The 21,622-nt window shown below is 62.9% G+C and carries 20 protein-coding genes and 1 tRNA gene; 7 read left to right on the top strand and 14 right to left on the bottom strand.

Annotated elements, in window-relative coordinates; all coding sequences use genetic code 11:
* Positions 1–283: 283 nt before the first annotated feature.
* Positions 284–1,186: an NAD(P)/FAD-dependent oxidoreductase gene (locus BMY38_RS03400; protein ID WP_092759755.1), complete on the top strand. Its 903-nt coding sequence runs from the start codon at positions 284–286 to the stop codon at positions 1,184–1,186.
* Positions 1,098–1,433 carry a VIT1/CCC1 transporter family protein gene (locus BMY38_RS18655; RefSeq protein WP_425431616.1) on the top strand — a complete coding sequence of 112 codons (336 nt, stop codon included), beginning with the start codon at positions 1,098–1,100 and terminating at the stop codon, positions 1,431–1,433. Before BMY38_RS03400 ends, BMY38_RS18655 begins: the two co-directional genes overlap by 89 nt.
* A gap of 9 nt (positions 1,434–1,442) precedes the next feature.
* On the opposite strand, the gene BMY38_RS03395 is transcribed toward BMY38_RS18655, so the two are convergent.
* Both BMY38_RS03395 and BMY38_RS03390 read right to left on the bottom strand, forming a co-directional pair.
* Positions 1,443–1,518: transfer RNA gene (locus BMY38_RS03395), tRNA-Ala, on the bottom strand.
* Between the two features lie 83 nt (positions 1,519–1,601).
* The gene (locus BMY38_RS03390) at positions 1,602–1,934 is read right to left on the bottom strand and encodes a TIGR02300 family protein (protein ID WP_092759753.1); all 333 of its coding nucleotides are present in this window, start codon (positions 1,932–1,934) and stop codon (positions 1,602–1,604) included.
* A gap of 124 nt (positions 1,935–2,058) precedes the next feature.
* Here BMY38_RS03390 and BMY38_RS03385 point away from each other — a divergent pair, with 124 nt between their 5' ends.
* Together BMY38_RS03385 and BMY38_RS03380 are read left to right on the top strand one after the other, a co-directional pair.
* Positions 2,059–2,754, top strand: a complete 696-nt coding sequence (locus BMY38_RS03385; protein WP_245737484.1) for a M48 family metallopeptidase — start codon at positions 2,059–2,061, stop codon at positions 2,752–2,754.
* A 15-nt stretch (positions 2,755–2,769) separates the two neighbouring features.
* Positions 2,770–3,417 carry a GntR family transcriptional regulator gene (locus tag BMY38_RS03380; protein WP_092759749.1) on the top strand — a complete coding sequence of 216 codons (648 nt, stop codon included), beginning with the start codon at positions 2,770–2,772 and terminating at the stop codon, positions 3,415–3,417.
* 21 nt (positions 3,418–3,438) lie between these two features.
* On the opposite strand, the gene BMY38_RS03375 is transcribed toward BMY38_RS03380, so the two are convergent.
* From BMY38_RS03375 to BMY38_RS03345, 7 genes are all read right to left on the bottom strand, one after another.
* A complete protein-coding gene (locus tag BMY38_RS03375) occupies positions 3,439–4,749 on the bottom strand; it encodes a TRAP transporter large permease (RefSeq protein WP_092759747.1) in 1,311 nt (436 codons plus the stop codon).
* A complete protein-coding gene (locus BMY38_RS03370; protein WP_175495754.1) occupies positions 4,746–5,324 on the bottom strand; it encodes a TRAP transporter small permease in 579 nt (192 codons plus the stop codon). The genes BMY38_RS03375 and BMY38_RS03370 overlap by 4 nt, the downstream gene beginning before the upstream one ends.
* A gap of 69 nt (positions 5,325–5,393) precedes the next feature.
* Positions 5,394–6,422 (bottom strand): TRAP transporter substrate-binding protein, encoded by a 1,029-nt coding sequence (locus tag BMY38_RS03365; protein WP_424338119.1) that lies wholly within the window; start codon positions 6,420–6,422, stop codon positions 5,394–5,396.
* 162 nt (positions 6,423–6,584) lie between these two features.
* A complete protein-coding gene (locus BMY38_RS03360; protein ID WP_092759745.1) occupies positions 6,585–8,645 on the bottom strand; it encodes a hypothetical protein in 2,061 nt (686 codons plus the stop codon).
* Position 8,646: 1 nt separating this feature from the next.
* Positions 8,647–11,337: a DUF4159 domain-containing protein gene (locus BMY38_RS03355; protein ID WP_092759743.1), complete on the bottom strand. Its 2,691-nt coding sequence runs from the start codon at positions 11,335–11,337 to the stop codon at positions 8,647–8,649.
* On the bottom strand, positions 11,334–12,146 hold the full coding sequence (locus BMY38_RS03350; protein WP_092759741.1) for a DUF58 domain-containing protein: 813 nt from the start codon (positions 12,144–12,146) through the stop codon (positions 11,334–11,336). The genes BMY38_RS03355 and BMY38_RS03350 overlap by 4 nt, the downstream gene beginning before the upstream one ends.
* A 74-nt stretch (positions 12,147–12,220) precedes the next feature.
* Entirely contained in the window at positions 12,221–13,222 is a 1,002-nt protein-coding gene (locus BMY38_RS03345; protein WP_092759739.1) for an AAA family ATPase, read from the bottom strand.
* A gap of 66 nt (positions 13,223–13,288) precedes the next feature.
* Between BMY38_RS03345 and BMY38_RS03340 the strand changes: the two genes are divergently transcribed.
* Positions 13,289–13,861: a DUF1285 domain-containing protein gene (locus BMY38_RS03340; RefSeq protein ID WP_092759737.1), complete on the top strand. Its 573-nt coding sequence runs from the start codon at positions 13,289–13,291 to the stop codon at positions 13,859–13,861.
* A gap of 10 nt (positions 13,862–13,871) precedes the next feature.
* Here the strand turns inward: BMY38_RS03340 and BMY38_RS03335 are convergent, their stop codons facing one another.
* From BMY38_RS03335 to BMY38_RS03320, 4 genes are all read right to left on the bottom strand, one after another.
* Positions 13,872–14,402: a pseudouridine synthase gene (locus BMY38_RS03335; RefSeq protein ID WP_092759735.1), complete on the bottom strand. Its 531-nt coding sequence runs from the start codon at positions 14,400–14,402 to the stop codon at positions 13,872–13,874.
* Between the two features lie 22 nt (positions 14,403–14,424).
* The gene (gene polA, locus BMY38_RS03330; RefSeq protein WP_092759733.1) at positions 14,425–17,217 is read right to left on the bottom strand and encodes a DNA polymerase I; all 2,793 of its coding nucleotides are present in this window, start codon (positions 17,215–17,217) and stop codon (positions 14,425–14,427) included.
* Positions 17,218–17,324: 107 nt separating this feature from the next.
* On the bottom strand, positions 17,325–17,993 hold the full coding sequence (gene trhA, locus BMY38_RS03325) for a PAQR family membrane homeostasis protein TrhA (protein WP_092759731.1): 669 nt from the start codon (positions 17,991–17,993) through the stop codon (positions 17,325–17,327).
* A 187-nt stretch (positions 17,994–18,180) separates the two neighbouring features.
* Positions 18,181–18,384: a zinc-finger domain-containing protein gene (locus BMY38_RS03320; RefSeq protein ID WP_092759729.1), complete on the bottom strand. Its 204-nt coding sequence runs from the start codon at positions 18,382–18,384 to the stop codon at positions 18,181–18,183.
* Positions 18,385–18,570: 186 nt separating this feature from the next.
* Here BMY38_RS03320 and BMY38_RS03315 point away from each other — a divergent pair, with 186 nt between their 5' ends.
* On the top strand, positions 18,571–19,527 hold the full coding sequence (locus BMY38_RS03315) for an ABC transporter ATP-binding protein (RefSeq protein WP_092759727.1): 957 nt from the start codon (positions 18,571–18,573) through the stop codon (positions 19,525–19,527).
* Here the strand turns inward: BMY38_RS03315 and yddG are convergent.
* Positions 19,510–20,358: an aromatic amino acid exporter YddG gene (gene yddG, locus BMY38_RS03310; RefSeq protein ID WP_342707733.1), complete on the bottom strand. Its 849-nt coding sequence runs from the start codon at positions 20,356–20,358 to the stop codon at positions 19,510–19,512. The genes BMY38_RS03315 and yddG overlap by 18 nt on opposite strands.
* An 80-nt stretch (positions 20,359–20,438) precedes the next feature.
* Between yddG and BMY38_RS03305 the strand changes: the two genes are divergently transcribed.
* Positions 20,439–21,614: an NAD(P)/FAD-dependent oxidoreductase gene (locus tag BMY38_RS03305; protein WP_092759723.1), complete on the top strand. Its 1,176-nt coding sequence runs from the start codon at positions 20,439–20,441 to the stop codon at positions 21,612–21,614.
* Positions 21,615–21,622 lie beyond the last annotated feature (8 nt).

Below are 21,622 nucleotides of genomic sequence, written 5' to 3'. Positions count from 1 at the left end.
AAGCGCCAATCGATGAACCTCTTAGCGCTTGATCCATTAAAGGTGACGTTTGACGATCATGGTCGATTTCGCCATCGACAAGGACGTGGAAATGGCGACCTTGAAATGCTTCGGAGATGAGACAACTTCAGGGTTCAGCGGACCGCAAACGGCACAATTCTGATGCAACCCATCCGCGTCCATTTGAATATTGGCGATGATGAGCGGTCCGGTCTTTCAGCGTATGGTCGAAGAATTTCCCGGCTGACGAGTTTCGTCAGGCACAAATTGAGAGGGCGATATGATGAATGCTCGGCGTAAGGACTGCGTGATCGTCGGCGGCGGGCCAGCCGGTCTGACGGCGGCAGTCTACCTGGCGCGGTTTTTGCGTGACACAGAGGTGATAGATGCGGGTGCCGGTCGCGCGGCGCTGATTCCGAGAACCCACAACGTCTCGCCTTTTCCGGATGGCATATCGGGGACGGAGCTTCTGGAGCGGATGCGGCGTAGCGCCCAATCCTATGGTGCTACTCTCACGCAAGGAACCGTTCGGAGCGTGACGGCCGTGCCGGATGGATTTCGGGTTGGAACCGATCAGGGCGATATAGCAGCCCGCACCGTGATTCTGGCCTGCGGCGTGGTCAACCATCGACCGCCAATCGCAGAGGAAGAGCACGACGATGCGGTAGCGCGCGGTCTGATCCGTTATTGTCCGATCTGCGATGCCTACGAGGTGCGCGGCAAGGCCATAGGCGTTCTGGGCGACAGGGATCACGGGGCCGCCGAGGCCGATTTTCTGCGCACCTATTCCGAAAATGTCACCCTGATCCAGCCCTCAGGAACCAGCGCGGCGGTCCACAAATTGCCGAGTTCGCCGACGTCGCCGCTGGCCACACTGACAATCGACGACGACTGTGTCGTCACAACGCTGGAAGATGGAAGCGTTCACCGTTTCGACACTCTCTACGCCGCCTTGGGAACCGCGCCCCGCAACGACATCGCCAAGGCGCTCGGGCTGCGACTGAGCAAGGCAGGCTGCATCGAGGTAGATGCGCATCAGCGAAGCTCGCATCCCGGAATCTTCGCCATCGGCGACGTGATCGCTGGGCTCGATCAGATTGCATTCGCGATGGGCCAGGCTGCGGTTGCTGCGACCACTGTGCACAACCAGTTGGCCGGACGAAGCGGAACGTCGAAAAACGCTTGAGTCGATCCTTTGGTCGACGTCACCGCCGCCGCAGGCAGCGCCCGAAATCCTGCTGTCCGGTACGATCGGTCTGGTGGCAAAGACGATGTCGACAGTTGCGTGTGACTACGCTTCGGTCAGTTTCCGGGCGGACACCGAACAGTCCGACCTCGCCCGTGAACATTCGGAACTGATCGCACGACGGGACAGACAACTGCATGAACTTGGCGGCGACACTCGTCGACTGAGGCACGTATGGCAAAGATAATGATGATCGTGGTGGAGCCTAGGGGAGTCGAACCCCTGACCTCTTGCATGCCATGCAAGCGCTCTACCAACTGAGCTAAGGCCCCTGACCGGCCTGCGATCTACGGCAGGCCCATGGGCGGCGCAAGCAGAAATGTCGCATGCATCGCCCCGGTTTCAAACGACCCGATCAGTCGTCGTCGTCCGAACTGACATCAGCGATTTCGTCCAGCGAGACAGTGTCGTCATCATCGTCGTCTGCCAGAACATCTTCTGCGTCATCTTCCGAATCATCATCGTCCAGATCGACATCGTCGTCGTCCAGCAGCAGATCGTCTTCGGTGGCTTTCTTCTTGGCGTCCACATCGTCCTTGTCGGCGGCAAGGATTCGGGTCTTGGTCCCAGTGTCCACATTCACGGCTTCACCCGTGTAGGGGCTGACGACGGGCGAGCGGTTCATGTCGTAGAAGCGCTTGCCGGTCGTCGGGCAGACTCGCTTGACGCCCCATTCTTCCTTGGGCATGTCGGTTCCTTCATCTCGTCCGGCCAAAAGCGGCCCGGGTGCAGCGAATTGGGGTCGGATGCCACAGGGGGCAAGGGCTGGCAAGCCCCCTGATCGGGGCCTGATTACAGATGGGGGATTTGCTTTGAGCGACACGCTTTGTGTACCGGGAATGCCAGAACTTCTGGTGCATCTTCGCCGTTCTGGCCGATCCCGCCGCATGTCGCTGCGGGTGGGTCGGTCCGACGGGCGTGTGACGCTGTCGATGCCCAAGACCATGCCGTTGGCCGAAGCCCGCGCCTTCATAGATGCCCAGGCCGACTGGATCGCGCGCAACGTCGCCGCCGCCCCGCCGCCCAGGCATGTCATCGTCGGCAGTGCGCTGCCGCTGTTCGGGCGTGAAGTGCCGGTCGTGAAGGGACCAGGCCGATCGGCCCGGTTTACCGGCGATGTCATCGCGGTGCCCGAGGATGGCCGTGCAGGGCCGCGCGTGAAGGCATTGATGCAGACCCTTGCGCGTACGCATCTTGCGTCATCCGTCGATCGGTATGCCGACGCGCTGGGACGGGCGCCGACGAAACTGACGTTCCGGGATACCCGGTCCCGCTGGGGCTCCTGTTCGTCGCGCGGAGAGCTGATGTTCAGTTGGCGTCTGATCATGGCACCGACCGACGTGCAGGATTATGTCGTCGCCCACGAAGTCGCCCACCTGGCCCATATGGACCATTCCGCGCGATTCTGGCGACAGGTCGAAGAACTGATGCCCGATTACGGCCCGCGCCGCGCATGGTTGAAACGTGAAGGCGCGGCGCTGCACGCTGTGGATTTCGGCGGGACTTAGGGGCAAGGTCGGCGCATGTTGCTCAATCCGCTTTCCGACGGCACCGGCGCCGCGCACGATCGTCTTTATCGGTCGCTTCGCAGTCGGATCATGCATGGCGAGCTGGACCCCGGCGTATCGCTGACCCTGCGCGGCGTTGGCCGCGACTACGGCGTGTCAATGACCCCCGTGCGCGAGGCGTTGCGCCGTCTGGTCGCCGAAGGCGCGCTGTCGCTGTCGGCTTCGGGCCGCATCACCACGCCCGCCCTTTCGAACGAGCGGATCGAGGAACTTGCCGCCCTGCGGTCACTGCTGGAGCCGGAGCTCGCCCTGCGCGCCCTGCCCCGTGCCCATCTTGCCCTGATCGACCGGATGGAGGCGATCAATACCACCATTGCCGAACAGATCGCCAAACACGATGCTTCGGGCTATATCCGCACAAATCTCGAATTCCATCGCACGCTGTATCTGCGCGCACAGGCCCCGGCGATGCTGGCCATGGTCGAGACGGTCTGGCTGCAACTGGGGCCGACGATGCGCGCACTCTATGGTCGGCTGAACCGCACCGAACTGCCGATGAACCATCGCCTGATTGTCGCCGCCCTGCGGGCGGGGGACGAACCGGGATTGCGGCTGGCGGTGCGCGCCGATGTCACCAAGGGGCTGCGGCTGCTGGTAAACTGACTGAGAGTGCGTGCAGTTAACTCAGATCAGGAACAGCGTGATCGCCGGAAATGCCACGAGGATCGCAACGCGCAGGATGTCTGAACCGACAAAATACAGTACCGCACGATAGGTCTGCAACATCGGCGTCGCCTTATCCATCGCATTGATAACGAACAGGTTCATACCTACGGGCGGGGTAATCAACCCGACCTCCACCACGATCAGGGTCAAGATGCCAAACCAGATCGCCACCTGTTCGGGGGTCATGCCGAAGTCCAGAACCATGATGACAGGAAAGAAGATCGGGATCGTCAGCAGGATCATCGACAGACTGTCCATCACGCAACCCAGAAGCAGATAGAAAATCAGGATCACGATCAGCACCGTCACCGGTGCGAACCCCTGATCCACGACCCAGGCCGAAATTTCCTGCGGCACCTGCGTCAGCGCCAGGAAGCCGTTGTAGATCGCAGCGCCCAGAACGATGAAGAAAATCATCGCGCTGGATTTTGCGGTTACCATAAAGCTCTCGATCAGGGTCCGACCGGTCAGCCCACCGTTGACCAACGCGATCAGTCCTGTGCCGAGCGCGCCGACCGCCGCCCCTTCTGTCGGCGTGAAGATACCGCCGTAGATGCCACCCACAACGGCGACGAAGACCAGAAGCACTGGCCAGACCGCGCCAAGTTGCCGGAAGCGCTGCGCCATCGGAATGGCCTCGCGGACGCCTGCGGATGTCGGGTTGAGCCGCACATAGATCGAGATGGCGATGACGTAGCCCACCGCCGCAATCACACCGGGCAGGACGGCCGCAAGAAACAGCTTGGCTATATTCTGCTCGGTCAGGATGGCATAGATCACCAGCACGACCGACGGCGGGATCAGGATGCCCAATGTGCCCCCCGCCGCCAAGGTGGCGGTCGAGAAGCCTCCGTCATAACCATAGCGCCGCAATTCCGGCAGGGCGACCCGGCCCATTGTGGCGGCCGTCGCCAGCGACGATCCACAGATCGCGCCAAAGCCTGCACAGGCCCCGATCGCGGCCATTGCCACGCCCCCCTTTCGATGGCCCAGAAATCCCTCGGCGGCTCGGAACAGGGCCTGACTCATGCCACCCAAGGTAGCGAAATGCCCCATCAGCAGGAACATCGGCACAATCGAGAGCGAGTAGGAAGAGAAGGTCGAATAGGTTTCGTTTTTCAATCGGCTGAGTGCGACGGTATTGCCATCGGTCACGTAATACAGGCCAACCAGCCCCGTCACGAACATCGCCAATCCAATCGGCACGCGCAGGAAAATCAGCGCCAGCAGACCTGGAAAGGACCACAGGCCTATTTCGAGGTTACTCACTGCTCCGCACCGTCGGACGCGATAATCGGCGTGCCGGTCGCCAGTTCTGTCAGTCGGACCAGCGCGACATAGGTCCCCACCAGGGCGGACAAGACCGCCCCGACCAATGCCGCTGCATAGGACCACCAGATCGGAAACTGGATCAGGTAGGTCGTTTCGCCATAGCGCATCTTGGCCTGTGTCCCCTGCCACAATTGCCAGGCAATCAGGATCAGAACGGCGGCAAACAACGTCGCCCACAGAACCGACAGAACCCGGTTCACCCCCTCGCCCAGCATGTTGGTGAAGATATCGACCGCGGCATGGCCGTCGCGCAACTGCGTGATCGGCAGGAACGCAAAAATCGTAAAGGCCATCCCTGCCTCGATCAGTTCGAAGTCGCCGTTGATCGGCCCGATCCCCAGCGACAGAAGCCAGATCGCCAGACCGGTCCCGTCCAGCAGGTCCGAATGCAGGACCCCGTTCAGGAAACGCCCGAAGATCGACAGGCACGTCATCACGATCAACGCCGTCAGCACCAGACCACCCAGGGTGGCCATGACGCGGGCAAGCGCCTCCATGATCCGTCGCAGCATTCCCGCCCCTTTGAAAAAGCAACGGGGCGGCATCCGGTCGGACGCAGCCCCATGAATATCTGGCCAGTATCAGCCCTCGTATTCGTCCATCAGCCTACGGGCTTCGTCGATCAATGCCTGACCGTCAATGCCCTTCGCCTCCATCTCAGCGATCCATGCGTCATAGACCGGCTGCGACGCCAGGACCCAGGCCTGTGCTTCCGCTTCGGAAAGAGTGACAATCTGGTTGCCGTTGTCGACAGCAGCCTGACGGGCAGGGCCGTCGCTGTCGGCCTGCGTGCCCCCAGCGAAAATCGAGAATTCCAGCCCGGAATTATCGTCGATCACTTTTTTCAGGTCGTCAGGCAGGCTCTGATACCTGGCCTTGTTCATCGCCAGAACGAAAGTCACGTCATAAAGCATCCGACCTTCGAATTCGGTATGGTAATTCACCAACTCCGGCACCTTCAGCGCGCCCGTCACCTCCCACGGGATGGTCGTGCCGTCGATGACGCCCTTGGACAGCGCCTCGGGGATGGAAGGCACGGGCATGCCGACCGGCGTGGCCCCCAGCGTTTCCAGCAGGGTATTCACCTGACGGGTCGCACCGCGGATCTTGAGACCCTGCATATCGGCAGGTGTGCGGATCTGTTTACTGGCATGGATTACGCCCGGTCCATGGACCCAAGTGCCCAGTACCTTAACGTCCGCAAATTCGTCCTGCATGCGGCTTTCATACATCTGCCAATAGGCCGATGACGCGGCGCGTGCATCGCTGATCATGAACGGAAGTTCGAACACTTCTGTCGATGGAAAGCGGCCCGGTGTATATCCGGCAACCGTCCAGACGATGTCTGCGACTCCATCGGCGACCTGATCCATCAACTGCGGCGGTGTCCCGCCAAGCTGCATGGACGGATAACGGTCGATCCTGATGCGACCGTCCGAGTCGGCCTCGACCTTGTCGGCCCAGACATCGAGGATCAGTTTCGGAACGTTCGCCTGCGCGGGCAGAAACTGATGCAGCTTCAGCGTTACCTCCTGCGCCAAGGCGGGCAAGGCAGTCAGCGCCATTGCAGCACCGCTCAGAAGACCGGCCAGCCATCTGCGATTGATCATGTCGTTCATCCTTCCTGGAATGAATTCGGCCTGAATGGCTCTTGGCCATGCGTATGCCGCGAACATCAACATCAAACGAATTGAAATGTAAAAAACCAAATTCGTACAAACGGCCGGTCTTGCAGACCCGAGCAGCTACCCACGGTTCCCCGTCCAATCTTCTCAGCTACGGCCTTCGCGCAGCCAGGCCCATGTCGCCAGACCCGCGGCAAGCAGAAGGAAAAGCCACGCGGGAACAAGGGACAGGATGCGTACATCCGCCGTCAGATAAGCATTGCGCGGGGTCCAGCCGATCCAGCCGCGACCGGCTGCCCGGCGACCTTCACGCACGGACCGAAGGTTCGGCGATCCGTCCTGCAAGGCAATCGCGCCGCCTTGTCGTGCATCAATCGCAGGGGCCAGAATCGTGTCCGTCGCAATCGTTTCGACGAATTCGCGCGGTGCTGCGGGGCCAAGCCCGATAACGGCCGTCCGCTCGCCTTCGGTCATGCGATACAGGCCCTGTTCGGCCCCGATAATGCGTCCGACGAAGCGCCCCGGCGCTTGCATGGTCAATTCAAGCTGCGACTCGGTGCCATCGGGCGCGGTAACGGTGACGGCACCTGGCGCATCGCCCAGCGTCCGGCGTGTCACAGTGATTTCCTGCCCCAGTGCGGCGGCGGTCAGCGCCTCCTCCTCCAGTTCCGGTTCCTGCATCAGCCAGTGGGCCAGACGGCGCAGCAATTCGGCCTGTGGGCCGCCACCTTCGAAGCCCCGGTCCCAAAGCCACACGTGATCCGACCCCAACAGCGCCACCCGCCCCGCCTTGACGCGGTCAAGGATCAGAAGCGGCTCGTCGTTCACGCCGGTCATTACCGTTTCCGCATCCGGCAGCGCCTCGACCTGAACCTGCCGGAACCAGCGCCCCCAGGGCGCACCATCCAGCCCGAACCCCGTAGGCAACCCTTCGGTCACGGGGTGTTTCTGTCCGGTTTCAGAGACCGTTGGCAGGAAGCCTTCGTTCAACACGATAGCCGTCGGCGCGGCTGGCAGGATCGGCGCAAGCGGCGAGCGAAAGATGCTGTCCGCGCTGGCAAAATCAGGCCCGGCGGCAACCAGAAGGGCACCACCCTGTTCGACGTAACTGCGCACATTATCCAGATAGACTGACGGCAGGATGCCGCGCCGCTGATAACGGTCGAAGATGATCAGATCGAATTCGTCGATCTTCTCGCTGAACAGCTCCCGTGTCGGAAAGGCGATCAGCGAAAGTTCGGTGACCGGCACCCCGTCCTGCTTGCCGGGTGGCCGCAGGATGGTGAAATGCACCAGATCGACGGCCGAATCCGCCTTCAGCAGGTTGCGCCACGTCCGCTGGCCGGGATGCGGCTCGCCCGAGACCAGCAGCACCCGCAACCGGTCTCGCACACCATTGATCTGGATAACGGCTGCATTGTTACGGTCCGTCAACTCGCCCTCGGCTTCGGGCACGGAAAACTCAATCACGTTCAGTCCGCCGTGCGGCAGGATGACCGGAAGCTGGATATCCTCGCCGACCGGCATCCGGTAGGCGCGGGGCTGACCGCCATCGATGGCCAACACGATATCGGCCTCGGTCCCGGCATCGGCGGGCACATCACCCTGATCCTCGATCCGCAGGGTGATGGTGAATTCCTCGTCCAGAATCGCAAAGCTGGGCGCGTTCGACACGATCAGTCGCCGATCCCAGTCGCCGTCCCGACCGGTCCGCAACAAATGCAGCGGCGCGGGCAATTCCGGCAGTTGCGCCGCATCATGCACCTGCCCATCCGAAATGATGACTGCCCCGGCCACCCGGTCGCGTGGCACCTCGGCCAGCAATTCACCAAGCGCGCCCATCATCAGCGTACCCTCGTCGCCATCGCCGTCGGCAACCCGGGTGACACGGGTATCGAGGCCATCGCCCGCTGCCTCCTCCAGCAGATCGGCCAGGGCCGCTTCGGTCTGGTCGCGGCGATCCGACAGGCCCTGACTGGCACTTTCGTCGACGGCGATCAGCAGGATGTCCGACAGCGGCTCCCGGTCTTCGGTCTGCAGGCTGGGGTCGAGCAGGGCCAATGCCACCGTCCCGACGGCCAATGCGCGCAGCCACCAGCCGGGCAGGCCACGAACCGCCGCCAGCACGCAGACGGCCAGAGCCACCCCGGCAAGCGCGGCGATCAGCCAGAGTGGCAACATCGGATCGAAGATGATCTGGCGCGTCATGTCAGTTTCCCAGCCGGTCGAGCAGCGCGGGCACATGTACCTGATCGGATTTGTAGTTGCCCGACAGCACATGCATCACGAGATTTACGCCGAACCGCAGCGCAATCTCGCGCTGTCGTTCGCCCGCGAAACCAGATCCGATCGGCAACAGCGCTCGCCCCTGTTCATCCACGGCCCAGGCGGCGGCCCAGTCGTTCGCGCCAATCACCACCGGCGTCACACCGTCATTCAGGTTGCGGAACGGCATGCCTTCGACCTGTTCGACATTCGGACTGGCTTCGACCCAGACGTCGCGCGAATTATAGCGGCCCGGATAGTCCTGCAGAAGATAGAAGCTGCGTGTCATGACGTGGTCGTCGGGCAAAGGCTCCAGCGGAGGAATATCCAGCGGCGCGGCCAGATCGCGCAGGCGGACCGAAGCGGGCGACGACGACCCGAAGCCGCCGATATCGGCATCGCGGGTATCGAAAACGATCATGCCGCCGCCGCGCAGATATCGGTTCAACCGCGCGTAGGCGTCGGAGGACGGAATCGGCTGCGCCGGATCGACCGGCCAGTAGAGCAGTGGGAAAAAAGCCAGTTCGTCCGTCTCCAGATCGACGCCGCGCGGGGCTTCCGGCTCGACCGAGGTGCGTTGCGCCAGCACAGCGGACAGGCCCCTGAGGCCCGCTTCGGATATTTCGTCAATCCGCGCATTGCCGGTGCGGACATAGGCCAGCGCCACTTCGCCCGGAACATCAATCTCCTGCGCCTGCGCGTCCGGTGCTACCATTATCAGTGCTGCCATCACGGCGGTCGCCAGCCCACGCCGCAGCCTCCCGCCAAGCCAGAGCGAAGCGATCGCATCTATTGTCAGAAATATCAGCGCCGCCGCCAGAAGCCACGGCATGAGGTTGGTCTGTGTCGCCCGGGTCAGTCCGTCGATAACAGTGCCCGCTGGCCAACGCGCCGCCACAAGCTCGGCATCCGCAGTGAGGACGTTGAGCGCAAGGCTCTGCCCAGGCCCTTCGTAAAGCCCGGCAGGCAAATCGGCGGAAGACTTCGGGTCGATCAGGTCTTCGCCCGGCACACCGGCCATCGCACCTGCATCGCGCGGCACACCGAATCCATCAAGGACGATGCGCGGCACCCACGTCGTGCCTTCCAGCGCCTCGGGTTCCAGAGCGGCGGGACGGGTCGACACGGCAAGGCGTTCCAACATCTGAACAAACAGACCCGACAGCGGCAGCGTCGACCATTCGGCATTGGCGGTGACATGAAACAGCACGATCTGACCCTGTCCCACTGGCTTGCGCGTCACCAGCGGCGTGCCATCGGCCAAGGCGGCGATGGTGCGGTCTGCCAGTGTCGGATCGGGTTGCGCGACGATCTGACTGGTCACCGATACCTCATCGGTCAGGGTCAGGCCAAAAAAGGGCGAGGTTTCGTCGAAAGGTCGCAGCGTTTTCGGCTCCCCCCACGACAGCGCGCCTCCGACCGTGCGCCCGCCGGATCGCAGACGAACCGGCAGAAGCGGGTCTTCGTCCTCGCGGCTGATATCGGATGCGGCGAGGGTCGGGCCGGCAAAGCGCAAAAGCAGCCCGCCGTTCTCGACCCATTCCGTCACCTGATCGGTCTCACTAGGCGACAGGCGCGCGACATCCGCCATCACCAGAACGTCCGGAGTGGCGGGCAGAAGGGTTTCCAGATCACCTTCGATCAGGTCGGCGGTCGGGGCCAGCGCGTTGCGCAGATAGTAGAGCGGCGACAACAGATCCTGCGACTCGTCCCCGGCCTGCGTCAAAAGTGCGACTTCGCGCCGCGACAGGCTGTCATCGGTCAGGGACACCGCCCCGGCGCTGCGCTCACCGCTGATCTCGAACCGCTGCACGCGATTGCGCAATTCGGGCGGTAGGGTCAGGGACACCTCGGCCTCGGATGCGCCGGCAGCGAAATTGGCGGGGGCCACGCCCAGCTGCGTCAAGGCGCCGTTCGGGCCGGGGCCAACTGCGCGCAATTCGACAGACCGTTCGGTCCCGTCGCCCAGACGCAGGGCGCGCAGGTTGATCACGCCGTCCTCATAGCGGGCGGGCGTAAGGCCCAGAATCGGACGGTCGCTTTCGATCACGCGGGCAGACAGGACGTCACGTCCTTCACGCGCCAACCCGTCGGACATCCAGACGATCTCGGCGCCCTCCAGCGGCAAATCGGTCAGGCCCTGATATTCAGGCTCCCATGCACGCGGCTGAACCGAGGGCAGACGTTCGACCCAGGCAGCAGCGGATTGCCACGGGATCTCTTCGGGCAATGGGTCGGTAAGGGGTAAAACCGCGGCAAGGCGACCGACGCGGGCCGCGTCCCGCAACATCTCGTCGACCTTGGCCACGCGAGCGGGCCAATCGCGCGCCGACGCCCAGCTTGCATCCATCAGCACCAGCAGCGGTCCGGTGGCTGTGCCGACCGTCCGCGGGTTCAGGATCGGACCGGCAAAGCCCACGATTACAGCAGCCAGCGCCAGCATCCGCAGCAGCAGCAACCACCACGGTGTCGTGGCCGTCTGGCTCTCGTCGTCTTTCAGACCCAGCAGCAGAACGATGCCGGGGAACCGCCGTCGGATCGGCGCGGGCGGCACGGCACGCAGTAGCCACCACAGGATCGGCAGCACGATCAGGGCCACCAGAAGCAGCGGCGCAGTAAAGGCGATCGCGCTCATTTGCGACGCTCCAGCGCGGTATAAAGCGGCAGCAACGCAGCCTCCGCCGATCCGTCAGTGTGGTGCAATTGATACCGCCAGCCGGTTCGCGCGCACAGATCGCGCAACGCGGCGCGGCGTGCCGTCAGTCGCGCCAGATAATCGTCCCGCAATTGTCCGGCCTTCAATGTCTCGAACCGGACGGCCCCCGACATGCTTTCGAACAGGGTGCGCCCGTCATAGGGAAAGGCTTCCTCTTCCGGGTCGAGAATTTGCAGCAACACCCCCTGGACGCCCCGGTCGGCAGCGGCAGTCAGGGCGTCCGTCACCGCTTCGACCGGCCCGAGGAAGTCCGACAGAAACACTGCGCGCGACCCAAATGGCATGACGCGAGGCCGGGGCGCGCCATAGTCGGGAACCTCACCGCCCTCCATCAAGGCACTGGCCATTCGGATCAGTTGCGCCGAGCCAGCGCGCGGCGGTTCGGCCATACTGGCCAGTCCCGTGCGTTCGCCCGCGCGCACCGCAAGAACCGCCAGCGCCAGTCCCAGCGTCTGAGCCCGGCGCAGCTTGGACGGACGATCCACCCCCGAACCGGCAAACCGCATCGATGCCGCATCATCGACCCAAAGCATCAGCGACTGGGCCGCCTGCCATTCGGTTTCACGTAGAAAATGGCCATCCCCGCGTGCCGACTGCCGCCAGTCAATGGACTTGCGCGGATCGCCCGGCTGGGCCGCTCGGAACTGCCAGAAGGCATCGCCGGATCCGGCCCGCTTGCGTCCGTGATCGCCCAGAAGGATCGTCGCAGCCAGGCGTTCGGCGGACATCAGAAGTCCGGGAAGCCCAGCCGCCGCGCTCTCAGACCTGGCACGAAGCGACGCGGCCGTATGAAGGGCTTCTTTCAAGCCGCCTGCTCGACCCGCCCGACACGGGCAGCGACTTCGTCGATAACATTTTCCAGCATCACACCTTCGGCCCGCGCTGCGAACGACAGCGCCATGCGGTGACCCAGAACGGGTCGCGCCAGCCGGGTGACGTCGCTTTGGTCAGGGGCCAGACGCCCTTCCAGCAATGCCTGCGCGCGAACCAGAAGCATCAGGGCCTGCGCCGCGCGCGGGCCCGGCCCCCAGGCAACATGCTTGCGGACGGAATCGGGTGCATCGGGGTTATCGGGGCGGCAGGCGCGGACAAGATCGAGGATAAGGTCCACCACTCCATCGCCAACCGGCATCCGCCGCACCACAGCCTGTGCCGCCATCATGCTTTCGGGGTCGAAAACGGCCCGCGCCTCGGCCTCGGCCCCTCCGGTGGTGGCCAGTACGATGGCGCGCTCGGTCTCGCGGTCGGGATAATCGACGTCGATCTTGACAAGAAAGCGGTCCAGCTGCGCCTCGGGCAGGGGATATGTCCCTTCCTGCTCGATCGGGTTCTGCGTCGCCAACACATGGAACGGCGCAGGCAGCTTGCGGGTCTGGCCGGCGACAGTGACCTCGCGCTCCTGCATGGCCTGCAACAGGGCGGATTGGGTGCGTGGGCTGGCGCGGTTGATCTCGTCTGCCATCAGAAGCTGGGCGAAGATCGGCCCTTCGACATAGCGGAAGGCCCGGCTTCCGTCCGGCGCGGTTTCCAGCACTTCCGATCCCAGAATGTCCGACGGCATCAGGTCTGGCGTGAACTGGATACGGTTGCCCGACAGGCCCATGACGGTTGCCAGGGTTTCAACCAGCCGCGTCTTGCCCAGTCCGGGCAGACCCAGCAACAACGCATGTCCACCCGACAACATCGCCGCCAGCGAAAGCTCCACCACACGGTCCTGCCCGATGATGCGGGTGGCGATCGCGGTACGTGCATCGGTCAACCGGGCGCCCAGCGCCTCGATCTCGTCGAGAAGGTCATCGGACATTGCATTTCTCCCGCGCGGCTTATCTGATGTCATAAGTATGGCTGACGGATGCGAGGGCAAAGGGCAATGGCCGGACAAGAACACGTTACCCCGTCGGCGACGTCTTTCCTGAAATCCGCCCAGGTCGCCGCGAAGCAAGACAAACGCGGCATGCCGCCGGTGCATCTGTGGGACCCACCCTATTGTGGCGAAATCGACATCACCATCAAGCGTGACGGCACATGGATACACGAAGGCACGCCAATCGGACGACCCGGACTGGTGCGTCTTTTCGCGTCGATCCTGAAGAAAGAGGGTGAGCAGCATTTTCTCGTCACCCCGGTCGAAAAGGTCGGAATCGTGGTCGAGGACGCGCCTTTCGTCGCCGTGGATTTCGAATCCGAAGATGGCAAGATCACCTTCGAGACGAATGTCGGCGATCTGGTCACTGCTGGTTCCGACAACCCGATCCGGGTGACGTTTGCCGAGGACGGTGAGCCATCGCCCTATGTCGAGGTGCGCCGGGGGCTGGAGGCATTGATCGATCGCAAGTCGTTCTATCGGCTGGTTGAAATCGGAACGGAGCGGGATGGGCAGTTCGGGCTGATGTCGAACGGTATATTCTTTCCTCTGATCGAGGCCGCCGCCCTGCGCGGATAGTCGCATTGCATCATAGGACGCGCCAGTCCCCCGGTGCCAGCCCCTCCAGCGTCCAGTCCCCGACCTGCCAGCGGATCAATCGCAACACCGGCAACCCGACATGGGCACACATCCGCCGCACCTGACGATTGCGCCCTTCGGTAATCGTCAGGCGCAGCCACGCATCAGGCACCGTCTTGCGGACCCGCACCGGCGGAACGCGGGGCCAGAGCCACTCCGGAGCGGGCACCTTGTCCACCATAGCCGGGCGCGTCGGCCCGTCTTTCAGCGTAACGCCCTGACGCAGCTCCTCCAGCGCGTCATCCTGCGGTGTCCCTTCGATCATGGAGAAATAGGTCTTCGGCATCGCGTTTTTCGGCGAGGTGATACGCGCCTGCGCCTTGCCGTTATCAGTCAGGATCAGCAGCCCCTCGCTGTCCCGATCCAGCCGCCCGGCTGCATATACGTCCGGCACGTCGATATGGTGCTTCAGGCCGGGCCACTGACCCTCGTCGGTGAACTGGCTGAGGACGTTCATCGGTTTATTGAAGGCAATCAGCATGTTTCGGACGCTCTGCGTGCCATCAATGCGCCTCGGCCCAATTCACACCCTGCCCCGCATCGACCGTCAGCGCGACCGACAGGTCGACAACCGGCAAATGCGCACCCTCCATCACCTCGCTAGCGCGGGTGATCAGGGTACCGACGTCCGCTTCGGCAACTTCGAACAGCAATTCATCGTGCACCTGCAACAGCATCCTGGCGTCCAGATCGGTGATAGCCGCGTCCATCCGCACCATCGCGCGGCGGATCACATCGGCGGCGGTGCCCTGGATCGGGGCGTTGATCGCGGCGCGTTTGGCGAAGCCCGCGCCGGGACCCTTTGCATTGATTTCGGGCGTGTGAATGCGACGACCGAACAGCGTCTCGACACGACCATGTTCCTTGGCGAATTTCACCGTGTCGTCCATGTAGTCGCGGATGCCGGGAAAGCGCTCGAAATAGGTGTCGATGAAGGCCTGTGCTTCGGCCCGTGGAATTCGCAGGTTACGGGCCAGCCCAAAGCCCGAGATGCCGTAGATGACCCCGAAGTTGATTGCCTTGGCCTGACGGCGAACGTCGGGCGTCATGTCTTCCAGCGGTACGCCGAACATCTGGCTGGCGGTGATCGCGTGAATGTCCTGACCGTCCCTGAACGCCTGTTTCAGTTCATTGATTCCGGCGATATGGGCCAGAATCCGCAGCTCGATCTGGCTGTAGTCCAGCGCCACCAGAACACGCCCTTCGGGCGCGACGAAAGCCTCGCGGATGCGACGACCCTCCTCGGTGCGGATCGGGATGTTCTGCAAGTTCGGATCGGTCGAGGCCAGACGCCCGGTGCTGGCCCCGGCGATGGAATAGGACGTGTGAACGCGACCCGTTTCGGGGTGAATGTGATCCTGTAAGGCATCGGTATAGGTCGATTTCAACTTGGACAATTGCCGCCAGTCCAGAAGAAGACGCGGCAATTCGTGTTCGGTCGCAAGGTCTTCCAGAATGTCAGCCCCTGTCGAATAGGCCCCGGTCTTGCCTTTCTTGCCGCCGGGCAGGCCCAGTTCGTCGAACAGGATCTCGCCGATCTGCTTCGGCGATCCGACGTTGAACGGCCGGCCTGCTCTGGCATGGATGTCCTCCTCCAGCCCGGCCATTTTCTGCGCGAATTTGCCGGACATGCGCGACAGCACGTCCCGGTCAACCTTGACGCCCGCCATTTCCATCCGCGCCAGAACCGACACAAGGGGGCGCTCCAATGTCTCATAAACCTTGGTGACCTTGGCGGAATGCAGCCGCGGCTTCAAAAGACGGTGCAGGCGCAAAGTCACGTCGGCATCTTCAGCCGCATAGGGCGCGGCGCGGTCGACCTCGACGCGGTCGAAGGTAACCTGCGATTTTCCGGTGCCGATCAGATCTTTTATCGGGATGCATTGGTGGTTCAGATAACGGTCCGCCAGCGTGTCCATGCCGTGCCCGTGCAGACCTGCATGTTGTGCATAGGACAGCAACATCGTGTCATCGATCGGCGACACAGCGATGCCCTGACGGGCAAAAATCTTGAGGTCGTATTTCATGTTCTGCCCGACCTTCAGGATGCTCGCATCCTCCAGCATCGGTTTGAGCATCTCCAGCGCGCGGTTCAGCGGTATTTGCCCTTCGGCCAGCGCGTCGGTGTCGAACAGATCGCCGCCGCCGGTGCGATGCGTCAGCGGCACATAGCAGGCGACGCCCGGTTCGGTAGCCAGCGACACGCCGACCAGATCGGCGCGCATTTCGTCAAGCGATGTGGTCTCCGTATCGACCGCGACCGTACCCGCCCTGGCGATCCGGTCCAGCCAGACCTGCAACGCAGCCTCGTCGCGCACGACCTCATATGTCGAATGGTCGATGGGCGCATCTTCTACTGCTTCGGGCGCGTCGACCACGGATGCGGTCTCGATCATGGCAGGCGGTTCCTTGCCAAAGCGGTCGGCGATGCGACGGGTCAGGCTGCGAAACTCCATGCGGTTCAGAAAATCGAGAAGCTTGTCCGGCTCCGCATCCCGGATTTCCAGGTCGTCCAACGTGAACGGCAGGTCCATCTCGCAATCCAATTGCACCAGACGTTTGGACAATTCGATCTGCGCGCGGTGGTCGATCAGGGTCTGGCGGCGCTTGGGCTGCTTGATCTCATCGGCGCGGTCCAGAAGCTCCTCCAGCGATCCGTATTCCTGGATCAACTGCGCGGCGGTCTTGATACCGATGCCCGGCGCGCCCGGCACGTTATCCACCGAATCCCCCGCGAGCGCCTGCACATCCACGACCCGGTTCGGCGCGACACCAAACCTTTCAAACACACCGTCGTCGTCGATGCGCTTGTTTTTCATCGGGTCCAGCATTTCGACGCCGCTGCCGACCAGCTGCATCAGGTCCTTGTCCGACGACAGGATCGTGACGCGTCCGCCCGCGTCCCGCGCCTGATGCGCAAGCGTGGCGATGATGTCGTCCGCTTCGAACCCGGCAAGTTCTTCGCAGGCGATGTTGAAGGCCAGTGTCGCTTCGCGCGTCAAAGGGATTTGCGGGCGTAAATCCTCGGGCATTTCGGATCGGTTCGCCTTGTACTGATCGTACATATCGTTGCGAAACGTATGACTGCCCTTGTCGAAGATCACTGCCACATGCGTCGCGGCGTCGGGTCCGGCGTTATTCTCGACGTAGCGATTCAGCATGTTGCAAAAGCCAGACACTGCACCGATGGGCAGCCCGTCCGACTTGCGGGTCAAAGGCGGCAGTGCATGGAACGCCCGAAAGATATAGGCCGATCCGTCGATCAGGTGCAGGTGGCAGCCCTTGCCGAAACTCATCGCTTGTCCCTCCGGAAATCTTCGGGGTCTCATGCCATGAACCGGGACAAGGTGCCACTGGCACAGACGGTGACTTCGGGAACGTTGTCGGAAACGCCCGCGGTTTTTCAGGCGATCCGCGTGCCGACCATATGCCACATGATCGCGACGAAATAGACAACCGACGCGGCTACAACAAATCCGTGCCAGATCGCATTGTGAAAGCGCATCTTTTCCAGCATCAGAAACGGAGTGCCCAGCGAATACAGGACGCCCCCCGCCAGCATCAGCCCGAACACAGGCCAGGATGTCGTGGCGATTACCTCGCCGCCGCCGATCAGTACGGCCCAACCCATCGCCAGTCCGATGCCTACCGACAGGACGGTCGACCGCCGCCGTCGCAGGAAGGCCGTCGCCGTAGCGACGATGGCGGCCGTCCACATCGCGATCAGAAACGTCGATCCTGTGCCCGACAACAGGGCGAACGGTGTCACTGTCCCAGCGATCTTGAGATAGATCGCAGACAGGTCCAGCCGTCGCAGACGGTCATTCCATTCCGGCACCGGCACATGATTGTAGGCCAGCGAAGCCGACAGCATCCCGATCAACGTGGCACCATAGACGGAGACAGCAGCGATCCCCATGGCATCGCCCCGCAGTATGGCGGTCATCGTGATCAGCACGGGCACTGCTACGACGGCCAGCGCGAGCCCGGCCAGATGGACCACGGCGTCGCTGAGACGCTCGGCCCGATCATAGGGTCGGCACATCGTGGGGATGGTGTCGGAACGTGTCATACGCCGAGTATAGCGCCCAATTGTTTATAGTCAGGTAACAACACGGATGCCGTTCCGTAACTTCACGTGAACGTCACGGGTGCGCGCGTCGCGATCCGAACTGCCTGACCCCGGTCACGGTTCAGGACATGGCCCCAAACGGCAACGACAGGCGATCCCGGCACGATCGGCACCCGGCGCGCGCCTTTCAGTGGCCGTCGTCGCCCTCCAGCACGAACCGCTTGTCGCAATAGCCACATTCAACCCACCCCAGCACCGGATCGATCGACAGCCACACCAGCGGATGCCCCCCCGCCCCGCCATCGCAGGCGACACGGGCGGTGTGAACGATCTCGGTTTCGGGCGCATCGCCTTTGACGGCGTGGTGCGGATTGGGATTGGCAGTCGGCATATCTTGGCCTCGGGGCTGTCGCTGGGGGCATAAAGTCAGTTGCGTTGTTATGGCGTATCGGTCGGGCACCTTGCAAGCGACCTGCACAGATCGACAAACGCGCACAGGTCCGAGGCAGAGCCAGCAGTTGCCTTGCGGGGATCCGTCTTCTACGTCCCGAACGACAGATACCCAGCCGGAGGCATCATGACCAACGCCATCGAGATCGAAGGATTGCGCAAGGTTTACGCGGGCGACGGGAAATCCCCCCCGAAGGAGGCGTTGAAAGGTCTGGACCTGACCATCCCGACCGGTAGCATCTTCGGCCTTCTGGGACCGAATGGCGCGGGCAAGTCCACGACGATCAACATCATGGCCGGCTTGGTTCGAAAAACGGCAGGCAAGGTGCGTATCTGGGGCTTCGATCAGGATGTGAACCCGCGCCAGTCGCGCGCCGCCATCGGCGTGATGCCGCAGGAGTTGAACCTTGATCCTTTCTTCTCTCCCGCCGACGCGCTGGAGGTTCAGGCCGGTCTGTATGGTGTGCCGAAATCGCAGCGAAGAACGTCTGAAATTCTTGAACTTGTCGGGCTTTCTGAACAGGCGAATGCCTACGCGCGAACCCTGTCCGGAGGCATGCGGCGGCGGCTTCTGCTGGCCAAGGCGCTGGTGCATCATCCGCAGGTCCTTGTGCTCGACGAACCGACGGCGGGCGTGGATATCGAGCTGCGACAGATGCTTTGGCGCAATGTCCGGCGCCTGAATCAGGAACGCGGCACAACGATCATCCTGACCACGCATTATCTCGAAGAAGCGCAGGAAATGTGCGACGAAATCGCCATCGTCGCGAATGGCGAACTGGTCATCCGCGACAAGACCGTGAACCTTTTGAGCCGGCTGGATGCCAAGACCATGGTCATCACGCCCGAAACGCCACCCGGCGACCTTGACCTGCCCGCAGGGGTTGATCTGGAACGGCGTGCCGACGGGTCACTGGCCTTCAGCTATGCGCGGGCCAAGACCTCGGCCGAACAGTTGCTGAGCTTCATCCGTGAAGCAGGCATCTCGATCCGGGATGTGCGCACCGAGGAAGCCGATCTGGAAGACGTCTTCGTTTCGCTGACCCACTCAGAGGGATCGCAGGGCTTAGCTTCGGCGAAATAACATGTCACGTGCCGCCAATATCGCGCCGCCTGTGATCAGGACGCTCGCCAGACCGATCAGCCATGTCGCCTCTGCCTGTCCGGCTGCGATCAGGACGATAGTCGACAAGAGAGGGGCGGCATAGCTGGCCGCACCCAGCACCGGCAGATCGCCGCGCTTCACACCGATGTCCCAGAGGAAAAACGCCAGGCCGACGGGTCCGGTCCCCAGCCCGACCACGGCCATCCACTCGGTCCCGCTGGGCCAGACGGTCTGTTCCAGCGCCAGATGCGCCACGGTCGCCAGGGCCGCCGTCGCCAGACAGAACCCCGTGACCGCATCGGTCGGGACCTGTGCGAAGCGGCGCGACAGAACGGAATAACCGGCCCAGAAGACCGCGGCGACCAGCGCGGTGGCATATCCGATCGCATATTCGCCCGACAGCGCGATACCCTGTCCGCCCGTCACGATCAGAGCCGCTCCCGCCAGCCCTATCAACGCACCGATCAGATGATGCGCCCGCAGGCCGGTCCCCAGCGAAGCCAGCAGAACAATCATCAGCGGCCACAGATAGGCAATCAGGCTGGCCTGAACGGCAGGGGCCCAGCGCAGCGCCAGAACATAGAGCAGGTGATAGCCGAACAACCCGCCGACCCCCAACGCCCAGACCGGCCAGGGTTGTCGCCAACTGCGCCATCCCCGGCGGCGCGCGCCCGCGATCAGACCCAGCGTACCACCGATGGCGAAAGACATTGCCAGCAGTTGCAGCGGCGGCACTGCACCCGATAGCGTGGTGAACAGCGCCAGCGTTGCCCACAGCACGACAGCACCGAAGCCCGCCAATGTTGCCATGTTCCTGGTCATACCGGATGCGATGCCGTCTTGTGCGGGCGGGCACAAGCTGTAGCATTTGTGCAAACGGGGAATGCACGATGGCCGACAGAATTGTAATCGTGGGCGGGGCCATCATGGGCTCTTCGCTTGCGTGGTGGCTGACCGAGCTGGGTCACCCTGCCTCGGCGATCACTGTGGTCGAACGTGATCCAAGTTACGCCGCCAGCGGCACCGCCTTTACCAACAGCTGCATCCGGCAGCAGTTCGGTAATCCGCTGAACGTCGCCATCAGCCGGTTCGGCGTGGACTTCATCAAGACGTTCCAGTCGCGCATGGACGATCCGCGCGTGGCACCGATCCACTTCCACCCCTTTGGATACCTTTATCTGGCAGGTAATGCAGCGGAGGCCGACCGCCTGACCCGTGCGCATGCCGTGCAGATTGCCGCCGGGTCTGCGACGCGGCTGATGACACCGGGAGAGATGGCAGCGAAATGGCCGTTCTACGATCTGGACGGGATTGTGCTGGGGTCGCACGGAACCGAGGACGAAGGCTATTTCGACGGCACCACGATGTTCGACTGGTGGCGGCGCATCGCTCAGGGCCGGGGTGTTACATATCTGGCGGATGAGGTGACGGAAATCGACACCATCGGTGGCCGCATCCGGGGTGTGACGCTGGCGTCAGGCGCGGTGCTGGGCGCGGATATCGTCGTGAACGTCGCCGGGACACGCGGCGCACAGGTCGCCCGCATGGCCGGGCTGGACCTGCCGGTCGAGGCCCGCAAGCGCTACACTTGGATATTCGAGGCGGCGCGACCGCTGGAAAAGGATCTGCCTCTGACCATCGATCCGTCGGGCGTGCATGTGCGCACGGACGGCGCGACCTATATGGCAGGGGCTACGCCCGATGTGGATCCGGCGGTCGACCCGGAGGATTTCGCAGGCGACTGGGCAATGTGGGAAGACAAGGTCTGGCCCGCGCTGGCAACCCGCATTCCCGCCTTCGAGGAGATCCGCGTCAAGCAAAGCTGGGTCGGACACTACGATCTGAACGTCTTCGACCGGAATGCCATCGTCGGGCATCATTCTGATTTGCCCGGATTTTTCGTCCTGAACGGATTTTCCGGCCACGGATTGCAGCAATCCCCTGCTCTCGGGCGCGGGCTGGCCGAACGGATCGTTCATGGGCGATATGTCAGCCTGGACCTTGCGCCGTTCGGCCCGGATCGCATTGCGGCCGGGGTGCCCTTCCCCGAAGACGCCGTCATTTGACGAAATTT

The sequence above is a fragment of the Jannaschia helgolandensis genome (genome assembly GCF_900109285.1).
Lineage (GTDB): Bacteria > Pseudomonadota > Alphaproteobacteria > Rhodobacterales > Rhodobacteraceae > Jannaschia > Jannaschia helgolandensis.
This window is presented reverse-complemented; position numbering and strand designations above follow the sequence as displayed.